The 11,882-nt window shown below is 69.9% G+C and carries 8 protein-coding genes and 1 riboswitch; of the genes, 7 read left to right on the forward strand and 1 reads right to left on the reverse strand.

Going from position 1 to position 11,882, the window contains the following annotated elements; all coding sequences use genetic code 11:
• Positions 1-211 precede the first annotated feature (211 nt).
• A riboswitch (cyclic di-AMP (ydaO/yuaA leader) is annotated at positions 212-446 on the forward strand.
• A 12-nt stretch (positions 447-458) separates the two neighbouring features.
• Positions 459-1,319, forward strand: coding sequence for a hypothetical protein (locus VGS97_RS13070; RefSeq protein WP_326853678.1), 861 nt, complete (start codon positions 459-461; stop codon positions 1,317-1,319).
• A gap of 84 nt (positions 1,320-1,403) precedes the next feature.
• Here VGS97_RS13070 and VGS97_RS13075 read toward each other — a convergent pair whose 3' ends face one another.
• On the reverse strand, positions 1,404-3,035 hold the full coding sequence (locus VGS97_RS13075) for a glycoside hydrolase family 13 protein (RefSeq protein WP_349262114.1): 1,632 nt from the start codon (positions 3,033-3,035) through the stop codon (positions 1,404-1,406).
• Between the two features lie 675 nt (positions 3,036-3,710).
• On the opposite strand from VGS97_RS13075, the gene VGS97_RS13080 reads away from it, so the two are divergent.
• From VGS97_RS13080 to VGS97_RS13105, 6 genes are all read left to right on the forward strand, one after another.
• Entirely contained in the window at positions 3,711-5,153 is a 1,443-nt protein-coding gene (locus VGS97_RS13080; RefSeq protein WP_326853680.1) for an ABC transporter substrate-binding protein, read from the forward strand.
• Between the two features lie 179 nt (positions 5,154-5,332).
• Positions 5,333-6,274, forward strand: coding sequence for a sugar ABC transporter permease (locus VGS97_RS13085; protein ID WP_326853681.1), 942 nt, complete (start codon positions 5,333-5,335; stop codon positions 6,272-6,274).
• Positions 6,275-6,276: 2 nt separating this feature from the next.
• Complete coding sequence (locus tag VGS97_RS13090; RefSeq protein WP_326853683.1) at positions 6,277-7,170, forward strand: carbohydrate ABC transporter permease; 894 nt, start codon at positions 6,277-6,279, stop codon at positions 7,168-7,170.
• Positions 7,171-7,266: 96 nt separating this feature from the next.
• On the forward strand, positions 7,267-8,922 hold the full coding sequence (locus VGS97_RS13095; RefSeq protein ID WP_414641702.1) for an alpha-amylase family glycosyl hydrolase: 1,656 nt from the start codon (positions 7,267-7,269) through the stop codon (positions 8,920-8,922).
• A gap of 93 nt (positions 8,923-9,015) precedes the next feature.
• Positions 9,016-10,797: an ATP-binding cassette domain-containing protein gene (locus VGS97_RS13100; RefSeq protein WP_326853686.1), complete on the forward strand. Its 1,782-nt coding sequence runs from the start codon at positions 9,016-9,018 to the stop codon at positions 10,795-10,797.
• A gap of 173 nt (positions 10,798-10,970) precedes the next feature.
• Entirely contained in the window at positions 10,971-11,729 is a 759-nt protein-coding gene (locus tag VGS97_RS13105; RefSeq protein WP_326853687.1) for an LLM class F420-dependent oxidoreductase, read from the forward strand.
• The last annotated feature ends 153 nt before the right edge of the window (positions 11,730-11,882 follow it).

The raw sequence follows: 11,882 nt of genomic DNA on the forward strand, positions 1-11,882 counted from the left end.
TTTGGTGGCGCACTGCCACCGGACTGTGGCGCAGGGCGAGCGAAGCGGTGGGAATTCGCCTGTGCTTTATGAAAATCCGACGAATGTGGTGACACGGCGCCCGGTGACCTCATATGGTCGGGCTCGTGCGCAGGCTCGCGCTGTCGAAGACGGCACCGGCGCACCCGCCGAGTCCACGTGTGACACGTCGGCCGGCCGCTCGGTACGCAGGCTTTCGCAATGGCCGAATTCCTTGCTTCCCTCGAACGGCACAGGCCAGCGCGTCGTGGAGCCGGGGACCCACAGTCATCGTATGACGACGCCAAGTCCCTGGGGTGAATCGGTGCATAGTGCCCTGTTGCCGTGCGCTTGGCCGCCGAAGCAATCGCGCACCGCAGCACCGTAGGGCGAAACACTCCCCCGCCCGAACCCGTCAGCTAACCCGGTAGGCGGCCGGAGGAGAGGCTCTGCACATCTTCATGGGCGCGCACCGCAAACCCAAGGCAAGACCCACCGCTTTCGCCGCTGTCGTCACCGCGGCCATCGTCGTTCCGGCGGGAACCGCCGCGGCCACGAGCTATAGCGCACTCGGCTCGCCCAAGGGCGGCAAGCCCGGACTGGCCGCCGGATCACTCGCGGCGGACGCCCGCTCGGCGGCGACTTCAGCGGCGAAGTCACCGGTCCGTCACGTCGTCGCCGTCACGCCGGGTCCCACGAGGAGCGCGTCCGTCTCGCCGTCGGCGGCCAAGCCGTCACTGTCGACAGCGGTGCCCAAGCCGGCGGCAGCTTCACCGTCGGCCTCCGCGAAGCCCGCGGCGCCGCGTCCGAGCGCGAGCGCGAGCCCGTCGGCAACCGCAGCCGCGGCTGCTGCGAAGCCCAATCCGGTTCAGAGTGTCTCGCTCGCCAGCCTCGAACCCACGGGCCTGTACGGCGGCCAGCAGTACTTCACACTGACCGGCGCGCAGTGGTCCAACGCGAAGACGATCGTGGCGGTGACCGAGCAACGCGGCATGCCGCTCTACGCGGCGGTCATCGCTATCGCGACCGCGATGCAGGAGTCTTCGCTGCTCAACCTGACGTACGCGACGAACTACGACTCGCTCGGCCTGTTCCAGCAGCGCCCGTCGATGGGCTGGGGCACGGCGGCGCAGGTCACCGATCCGGTGTACGCGACCAACGCCTTCCTCGCAGCGCTGGCCGCGTACGCGCCGGGCTACGAAGGCCAGGCGCTGTGGATATCGGCCCAGGCGGTGCAGCGATCGGGCCTGCCGACCGCATACGCGCAATGGGAGGACCAGGCGGCACAGATCGTTCTGGCGATCGCGAACGGTACCGAGTAGCGGCCGCGCGGCCGTACAGCGGGTAGGCGCTCAGCGAGTGGCTGCGTGGCGTTGGCGAGCGCGCTGACGTGCCGTCAGTTCCCCTCAGTCCCGGCGCAGGCGCAGCCAGACGCCCGTGTTCGGGCTCAGCAGGCCGTCTTCGAGCGGGTCGCTGCTCAGCAGGACGCTGTCGTGCTCGGGCAGCGTGGCCGGGACGTCGGAGAGGTTGATGACGCAGGCGACGTCGTCACCCCGGCGGAACGCCAGCACGCCGGGCGCTGCGGGCAGCCAGCGCATCGGCTCGCGCTCGCTGCGCAGCGAGGGCTCGTCGTGGCGCAGGCGCAGCGCGGCGCGGTACAGCTCCAGCATCGACGCCGGGTCCTCTGACTGCGCTTCGACCGTGAAATCCCGCCACGAGCCGGGCTGCGGCAGCCAGGGCCGCGCCGCGCCGCCCGACGGGCTGAAGCCGAACGGCGGCTCGCCGCCGGACCACGGCAGCGGCACCCGGCAGCCGTCGCGGCCCGGATCGGCCCCGCCGGTGCGGTGCCACATCGGGTCCTGGCGTGCCGAGTCCGGCAGATCCTCGATCTCCCAGAGGCCGAGTTCCTCGCCCTGGTAGACGTATACCGAGCCGGGCAGCGCCATGGTCAGCAGCGCGGCCGCCCGCGCGCGCCGGGTGCCCAGTACCAGGTCGAGTTCGCGGCCGTGCCGGCGGTCGGCGAAGGAGAACGTGGTGTCGGCGCGGCCGTAGCGGGTGACGTGCCGGGTCACGTCGTGATTGGACAGCACCCAGGTCGCGGGGGCACCGACCGGGGCGTGCGCGGCCAGCGTCTCGTCCACGGTGCGGCGCAGCGCCTCGGCGTCCCAGGGCGCGGCCAGGAAGTCGAAGTTGAACGCGCTGTGCATCTCGTTGGACCGCAGGTACAGCGCGAAGCGGTGCGGGTCGGGCAGCCAGATCTCGCCGATCAGGGCCCTGCCGCCGGGGTAGGAGTCGGCGATCCGCCGCCACTGCCGGTAGATCTCGTGGATGCCGTCGCGGTCGGTGTAGGGGTGCGGCGCCTGCGGCGGGGCCTGCGGGTCGGCGTCCGCCAGGAAGGGGTCCTTGACCAGGATCGCGGCCGAGTCGATCCGGATGCCGTCGGCCCCGCGGTCCAGCCAGAACCGCAGGATCCCGTGGAACTCCTCGCGCACCTCGGAGTTGTCCCAGTTGAAGTCGGGCTGCTGCGACGCGAAAAGGTGCAGGTACCACTGGCCCGGCCGGCCGTCCGGCTCGGTGACCCGGGTCCAGGCCGGGCCGCCGAAGTGCGAGACCCAGTTGTTCGGCGGCAGGTCGCCGCCGGGGCCACGGCCCGGCCGGAACCAGAACCGGGAGCGCTCCGGCGAACGCGGCTCCGCGGCGAGGGCCGCCTGGAACCACGGGTGCTGATCGGAGCAGTGGTTGGGCACCACGTCGATGATCACGCGCAGGCCGCGCTCGTGCGCCTCCGCGATCAGCGCGTCCGCGTCGGTGAGCGTGCCGAACACGGGATCGATGTCGCGGAAGTCGGCGATGTCGTAGCCGGCGTCGGCCATCGGGGACGGGTACCAGGGGTTGAGCCAGATCGCGTCGACGCCGAGCCCCGCGATGTAGTCGAGGCGGTCGCGCACCCCGCGCAGGTCGCCGATCCCGTCGCCGTTCCCGTCGGCGAAGCTGCGCACGTACACCTGGTAGATGGCCGCGTCGCGCCACCACTGCACGATGTCGGCGGGCTGCGCCGGGACCGCCGGCGGCTGCGCAGTGTCCGGACGGAGGGGCTGGATGCCGTGCGAGGTCACGGTGCGGCACTCCTTGCTGCGTCGGAAGGGATGCGGTGGAGCCGAACTGATTGCGGATAACGTACAGACAAGAACACTGAGTGGCAAGAAGTCGATGTATCACTGCAATTTCTTGACAGTGACCTTGGTCACTCCCCTGCCCAGCTCAGCGCCGACGGCGTCGGCGAGCGCGTACGCCCGCCGGAATGGGCCGGCCTACGCGTGAACCGGATCAGCCCCCGCACTCCACGGGTGGGGCACACACCGCACGGGCGCCCGGTTGATCCGCATCGGTGGGGACTCAACCCGATGCCGCCATCCGGACTCTGCGGCCACGTCATCCCCGCAATGTCTTGCATGATCCAGCATTATGTTGCCTGAAAGTTCCACCTCGTTGTCGAGATTCTACTGAACATCTTAACCAAGTCGTGTCTTTGCGAAATTCCATCAACATCTTGCAGCCCCTTGTCGCCGTCGCTACAGTGAGCTGCACTCGACCCGGGCAGGGCTCGGTGCTCAGGTCACCGCTAGGTTCCGGATCGCTGCCGGGGCCAAGCCGTGATGGTCGTTGCCGCAGGTCAGCAAGGGGTCAACAGGTTCCGCTCAGGGAGGACACAGATGTCCGCAAGGCAGAAGAGAAAGGTCGCGGCGGTCGCGTTCGCGGCGGCCGTGGCGCTCAGCGCCGCCGCGTGCTCGAGTGGCAGCGGTTCGAACAGCAGCAGCAACAGCTCCGACGGCGTCGCCGACGGCAAGCCGCTCGACCCGAGCGCCACCGTGACCATCAGCGTCGACTGCGCGCCGGCCTCCGACCAGCCCGGCCTCCAGGCGCAGTACAACGACGACCTGGCCACCTTCAGGGTGAAGTACCCGCACGTCACGATCAACCCGCTGCCCAAGACCAAGTGCGAGGACCCGGCGCCGTTCACCGCGATGCTCAAGGGGCACACGGAGACCAACGCGTTCTACGCCTACTTCACCGACCAGAACCAGGTCCTCAACTCAGGCGAGGCCGCGGACGTCACCCAGTACATCAACGCGCAGACCGTCCCCGGCTTCGCCGACATGCTGCCCACGGTCAAGAGCGAGATCAGCAACGGCGGCAAGGTCTACGCCCTGCCGCGCATGTACTACACCACCGGCCTGGTCTACAACCGCGACCTGTTCACGAAGGCCGGCCTGAACCCGGACCAGCCGCCGACCACCTGGGCCGACGTGGCGACCGACGCGGCGAAGATCTCCGCGCTCGGCGGCGGGGTCACCGGCTACGAGGACTACAGCGGCAACAACACCGGCGGCTGGCACTTCGGCGACGAGATCGACAGCCTCGGCGGCGCCCTGACCACTGCGGACGGCAAGAAGGCCGCGTTCAACGACGCTCACGGCCAGCAGGTGCTCCAGACGCTGTACGACATGCGGTGGAAGACCAACGGCATCGGCCCGACCCCGGTCACCCAGTGGGCCGACGCCTTCCCGCCGCTGGCCTCCGACAAGGTCGGCATGATGATCGGCGCGCCCGACGTCATCTCGCACCTGACCAACTCGCTCGGCGACAAGCCGGACAAGTGGGGCCTGGGCCCGATGCCCGGCGGCAGCGGCCCGGCCACCGGCACCCAGGACGGCGGCGACCTGTTCTACTTCAAGAAGAGCGACACCCCGAACCAGATCAAGGCCGCGGTCGCCTGGCTCAACTACGAGTACCTGACGCCGGGCCAGGGCCAGTTCAACTACGCCCGCAACGTGGCGCTGTCCGGCGACCCGGGCACCAACAAGTTCATCGCGGTGGGCCTGCCCGAGCCCGAGCTGTGGGCGCCCAACACCCCGATGTCGCAGGCCGACGCCGCCGCGCTGAAGTCCTCCGGCGCCAACATGCCGGTGGCGAACTACGCGGCGTACCTGAACAACCCGGTCCCGGGCGTGCCCGAGCCGCCGGTCGCCGCGCAGCAGATCTACGCGGTCCTCGACAACGCGATGTCCGCGGTCATGACGAACAAGAGCGCTGACATCTCCTCGCTGCTGAGCGACGCCGAGGGCAAGGTCAACTCGCTGCTCGCCAACCAGTAGCAGGCACGCCCCCTCTTCGAGGGCGACCGGGGCGGCGGCGCGGGGCCGGCCGACGCGCAGCGGCGGACGAGCACAGCCGCGCACGAAGCCCCGGCCGACTCGGAAGAGCCGACTGACAGCGCCTGCGGCGCGCGGGTCCCCTCGGGCCCGCGCGCCGCCTGAGGAGCAGGAGAACACGGGTGGCAACCGCCGTCGCGCCGGGCCGGACCGAGGCCCCCGCGCAGTTCCGCAGACCCCAGGGCAGGTTCGTCCGGGCGCTGCGCCGCAATGTGCAGGCCTACGGCTTCCTGATCGGCGCGGTGCTGGCCTTCACGGTCTTCACCTGGTACCCGATGATCCGCGAGATCATCGAGTCCTTCCAGCACCTGCACTACGGGGTCACCAGCTTCTCCGGGCTGCGCAACTACCGGCAGATCACCGCGGACCCGTTCTTCTGGCAGGCCTGGCGCAACACCTTCCAGTTCACCGGCCTGGCGCTGGTCTTCGGCTTCGCGCTGCCGTTCGCCGCCGCCGTGGTGATCAACGAGTTCCGGCACGCGCAGGCGTATCTGCGCATCCTGGTGTACCTGCCGGTGATGCTGCCGCCGGTGGCCGGCATCCTGCTGTTCCGCAACTACTTCATGGACCCGAGCAGCGCGGGCCTGTTCAACCAGCTGCTGCACGCGGTGCACCTGCCGACCTCGCAGTGGTGGGGCGCGGCGCCCAGCGCGATGCCGTCGCTGGTGCTGATCTCCACCTGGTCCAACATGGGCGGCGCGACCCTGATCTACCTGGCCGCGCTCCAGGGCATCCCCGGCGAGCTGTACGAGGCGGCCGAGATCGACGGCGCCGGGCTGTTCAAGCGGATCTGGCACGTGACCATTCCGCAGACCCGCACGATCCTCTCGCTGCTGCTGATGCTCCAGATCGTGGCGACCATGCAGATGTTCACCGAGTCGTTCGTGGCGACCGGCGGCGGGCCGGAGAGCTCCACCGTCACGATCGTCTACCTGGCGTACAACTACGCCTTCCAGTTCAGCAACTTCAACACGGCGGAAGCCCTCGGGGTGATCATGTTCATCGTCCTGGGCGTCTTCTCCGCCGTCTACGTCTGGATCGAGCGACGCGGGAACGAGGCGTGACCATGGCAGGCATCGACGCCGCACGGCCCAGGACCCTGATCTCCCGGGCATCGCTGAACCGCAGGGGCGGCAGGCGCGCGTACTGGGCCGCGCTGTCCGCGATCCTGCTGGTGTTCACCCTGGTCTTCCTGTTCCCGATGTACTGGATGATCACCGGCGGGTTCAAGTCCACCCAGGACCTGATCAAGAACCCGCCGAGCTTCGTCCCGACGCACCCGCAGCTGTCGGCGTACCAGACCGCGTGGACCGAGCTGCACATGGGGCGGCTGCTGCTCAACACGCTGATCTACGCGGGCGGGGCGCTGGCGCTCCAGCTGACCTTCGTGGTCGCGGCGGCCTACTCGCTGTCCAAGCTGCGGCCGGCGCTGGGCAACCTGATCCTCGGGATGATGCTCGGCACGATGATGATCCCGGCGGCGATCCTGATCATCCCCCAGTACCTCACGGTGCTCGACCTGCCGCTGGTGCACTGGAACCTGGTCAACACCCCGTGGGTGATCTGGCTGCCGTCGGTGGCCAACGCGTTCAACGTCTTCCTGCTCAAGCGCTTCTTCGACTCGATACCGCAGGACCTGCTGGACGCGGCCGCGATCGACGGCGCCGGCCCCATGCGGACCCTGCGCTCCATCGTGCTGCCGATGTCCCGGCCGATCCTCGGGGTGGTCTCCATCTTCACGGTGATCACCGTGTGGAAGGACTTCCTCTGGCCGCTGCTGACCCTGACCGACCCGAACAGGATGACCCTGAACGTGGGGGTCAACAACGCGGCGGCGAACATGCAGGAGAACGTCCTGATCGCGGGCCTGGCGATGGCGTCGCTGCCGACCATCGCGTTCTTCCTGTTCTTCCAGCGCAACATCATGGCCGGCCTGACCAGCGGGGCCATGAAGGGCTGATCGCCCACCGAGCCATCGGGAGATCAGCGTCGATCACCGGACGGCCTCTGTCTATACCGGATAAGTGACTTAGAGAGCGGGTAGTCCGTGCCTGACGTGCGATCCCACGACTCGGTCGGATGGTGGCGGTCCGCCGTCATCTACCAGATCTACCCACGCAGCTTCGCCGACGGGAACGGCGACGGCATCGGCGACCTGGCCGGGGTGCGGGCGCGGCTGAAGTACCTGGCCGAGCTGGGCGTCGACGCGCTCTGGTTCAACCCGTGGTACGCCTCGCCGCAGGCCGACGCCGGCTACGACGTGGCCGACTACCGGGCGATCGACCCGGTGTTCGGCACGCTGGCCGAGGCCGAGGAACTGATCGTCGAGGCGCACGCGCTCGGCCTGCGCATCATCGTGGACGTGGTGCCGAACCACAGCTCTGACCAGCACGTGTGGTTCCGGCAGGCGCTGGCGCAGGGGCCGGGGTCCGCCGCGAGGGACCTGTTCTGGTTCCGCCCGGGGCGCGGCGCGCACGGCGAGCTGCCGCCGAACGACTGGCAGTCCATCTTCGGCGGCCCGGCCTGGACCAGGACCGCCGGTCCGGACGGCACGCCGGGCGAGTGGTACCTGCACCTGTTCGCCGCCGAGCAGCCGGACCTGAACTGGGAGAACCCGCGGGTGCGCGCCGAGTTCGAGGACGTGCTGCGGTTCTGGTTCGACCGGGGCGCGGACGGGGTGCGCATCGACTCGGCGGCGCTGCTGACCAAGGACCGCGCGCTGGCCGACTTCGACCCCGCCGACCCGCCGACGGCGGACTCGCCGGGCCAGCACCCTTACTCGGACCGCGACGACGTGCACGAGATCTACCGGACCTGGCGGGCGATCGCGGACTCCTACCCCGATCCGCGGGCCCTGATCGGCGAGGTCTGGCTGCCGGACGCGCAGCGGTTCGCCAACTACCTGCGGCCGGACGAGCTGCACACCGCGTTCAACTTCGCGTTCCTCGGCTGCGCCTGGCAGGCCGGCGCGCTGCGCGCGGTGATCGACGAGACGCTGGCCGTGCACGCCCCGGTTGGCGCCCCGGCCACGTGGGTGCTGTCCAACCACGACGTGCCGCGGCACGTGACCCGCTACGGCCGCGCGGACACCTCGTTCAACCTGGAGTACCGGCAGCTCGGCGCGCCGACGGACCTGGCGCTGGGCACCCGCCGGGCGCGGGCGGCGATCCTACTGGCGCTGGCGCTGCCGGGTTCGGCGTACGTGTACCAGGGCGAGGAGCTCGGACTCGAAGAGGTCGAGGACCTGCCGGACGCGGTACGTCAGGACCCGATGTTCTTCCGCACCGCCGGGGCCAACCTCGGCCGGGACGGCTGCCGGGTGCCGATCCCGTGGTCCGGGCGCACGCAGCCGTTCGGGTTCAGCGCGGAGGCCGCCGGGGACAGCGGCGCGGAGCCGTGGCTGCCGCAGCCCGAGGCGTGGAAGACGCTCACGGTCGAGACGCAGACCGGCGACCCGGGCTCGATGCTTGAGCTGTACCGCGCCGCGCTGGCCTTCCGGCGCGCAAGTTCCGCGCTCGGCGACGGCGGCATCGAATGGCTCCCCGCGCCGGACGGAGTGCTGGCACTCGGCCGCGGCTCGTCGTTCGCGTGCGTGGTCAACGTGTCGGGCGAACCGGTCGCACTCCCGGCGGAGGGGACCGTCGTGCTGTGCAGCGGGGAGCTGGAGTCGGGCCTGCTGCCCGCTGACACGGCAGCGTGGGTTCTGCGTTAGGCGTCACAGCACGACCTCGGGCCGGCTCGGCGGCGCACACGGGTGGGGAAAAGCGGGTGACATCGCCGCGGCGGCGGGTAAGAATCCGCTCCTATGGGCTACGTGGACGTCGCCGGGGTCCGGCATGTGCTGCCTGACGGACGTGTGCTGCTGGACGACGTCGCGTTCCGGGTCGGTGAGGGCGCCAAAGTCGCGCTCGTGGGGCCGAACGGGGCGGGCAAGACGACCCTGCTGCGGCTGATCGCGGGCGACCTGCCGCTGCGGGAGGGCGCGGTGGCGCGGGTCGGCGGGCTCGGCGTGATGCGTCAGTTCATCGGGATGATCGGGGACGATTCGACGCTGGCAGGCCTGGCGCTCTCGCTCGCGCCTCCCGCGCCTCGGGAGGCCGGAGAGCGGCTTGAGCAGGCCGAAGCGGCGCTCGCCGGGGCTGAAGCCGCGGCGGAGGCCGCGCTGGTCGAGGTCGAAGGCGCAGTGTCCGACAACACGGCTCCCGATTCGTCAGACGTCTTCGACGCTGCGATGGATGCCGTGGAGAAGGCGCAGTTGCGGTACGCGAACGCGCTCACCGCGTGGGGTGACGCGGGCGGATACGAGCTTGAGGTCGTGTTCGACACCGTGTCGGTCGCGGTGCTGGGCAAACCGTGGGACGAGACGCGGCACCGGCCGGTACGCACGCTCTCCGGCGGTCAGCAGAAGCGCTTCGCGCTGGAGCTGCTGCTGCGCGGCGCCGACGAGGTGCTGCTGCTCGACGAGCCGGACAACTTTCTCGACGTGCCGGGCAAGCGCTGGCTCGAAGCGCGGCTGCGCGAGTCGCCGAAGACGGTGCTGTACGTCTCGCACGACCGCGAGCTGCTGGCGAACACCTCCGACCGGGTGGTCACGGTCGAGGGCGGCTCGGCCTGGACGCATCCCGGGTCGTTCGCCTCGTGGCACGCGGCGCGCGCGGCCCGGCACGAGAAGCTGGACGAGCTGCACCGCCGCTGGGACGAGGAGCACGTCAAGCTCAAGCAGCTCGTGCTGATGTACCAGGCCAAGGCGGCGCACAACGCGGAGATGGCCAGCCGGCTCCAGGCGGCGCGCACCAGGCTGGCGAAGTTCGAGCAGGCGGGGCCGCCACCGCAGGTGCCGCGCGAGCAGAACATCCGGATGCGGCTGGACGGCGGGCGCACCGGCAAGCGGGCGGTGATCTGCGAGGGACTGGAACTCGACGGCCTGACCAGGCCGTTCGACTTCGAGATCTGGTACGGCGACCGGGTCGCGGTGCTCGGCGCCAACGGGACCGGAAAGTCGCACCTGCTGCGGCTGCTCGGCCGTGGCGGCACGGATCCGGATCCCGCGCAGCTGTTCGGTGGCTCGGCGCCAGGCGCGAACAGCGGCGGCGGCGGGCACCCGGCGTTGGCGCTGGCACCGGTGACGCACCGCGGAACGGCACGGCTCGGTGCACGCGTCGTGCCGGGACACTTCTCCCAGACGCACGACCGGCCGGGGCTGACCGGCCGTACGCCGGTCGAGATCCTGTGGCAGGGTGATGCGCGGCGCCCGAGTCTGCCGCGCGACGCGGCGATGGGCGCGCTGAATCGCTACGAACTGGCCGCGCAGGGCGACCAGCGGTTCGACACGCTCTCCGGCGGGCAGCAGGCGAGGTTCCTGATCCTGCTGCTTGAGCTGTCCGGGGCGACGCTGCTGCTGCTCGACGAGCCGACCGACAACCTGGACCTGGCCAGCGCCGAGGCACTGGAGGCCGGGCTGTCCGGGTTCGAGGGAACGGTCGTCGCGGTCACCCATGACCGGTGGTTCACTCGGTCGTTCGACCGCTTCCTGCTGCTGCGCGGGGACGGCGAGGCCGTCGAGGTGCCCGAGCCGATCTGGGACTGACCCGGCGCGCAACTGACGCGGTGTGGAACTAACAGTGTTGAACTAACACAGCGTGGAACTGACGCAGTGTGGACCAACGAGGTCCAAGGAAGTGAACGAAGTGGCGGGCGTCCGCGACAGCGTGATGGGATGGAGGAGATCGCGAAGTCATCGTCGTGGAGGCGTTTCAACTCATGGCACGGTTCAAAGTCGGGGTGCAGCTGCGCCCGCAGCACTGCGAGATGGCGCAGCTGCGCGCGGCCTGGAAGGAAGCCGACGCTCTGGGCGTCGACACGATCTGGAACTGGGACCACTTCTATCCGCTGTTCGGCGACCCGGACGGCACGCACTTCGAGTGCTGGACCGTGCTTGGCGCGATGGCCGCCGACACCAGCCACGCGAAGTTCGGCGCGCTGGTCACCTGCAACACCTACCGCAACCCGGAGTTGCTGGCCGACATGGCCCGCACGGTCGACCAGATCAGTGGCGGGCGGGCGATCCTCGGCGTCGGCTCCGGCTGGTTCCAGCGGGACTACACCGAGTACGGGTACGAGTTCGGCACGGCGCCGGAGCGCCTGCGCGCGCTGCGCGACTCGCTGCCGCGAATCAAGGCGAGGCTGGCGAAGCTGAACCCGTCCGGCGCCGACGTCCCGATCATGGTCGGCGGCGGGGGCGAGAAGGTGACCCTGCGGCTGGTGGCCGAATACGCGGACCTGTGGAACACCTTCGGCCCGCCGGAAAACTTCAAGCACAAGAACGCGGTCCTGACCGAATGGTGCGAGAAGATCGGGCGCGACCCGGCGCAGATCGACCGCACCGTGATGATCGGCACGGACGAGGTGGACTCCGTCGAGCGCTACCTCGAAGCCGGCGCGACGCACATCATCCTGGGCTCGGACGCACCGTTCGACCTCAAGCCGCTCGCGCGGCTGCTGGAGCACGCACGCTCCTGAATCAAGCGCAGTCCTGAGTAGAGCGCAGTCCTGAGCCGAATACCGTCCCGAGCCGGGTACCGGCGGGGAGAATTTGCAGCTGAAAGGCACTGCGCCGACACGCACAGTGCCGAGGGCGATCGAGCGCCTCGCGGACGCGCACACGGCGTCCGC

It is taken from the genome of Actinocrinis sp. (assembly GCF_035946395.1).
Classification (GTDB): Bacteria; Actinomycetota; Actinomycetes; order Streptomycetales; family Catenulisporaceae; genus Actinocrinis.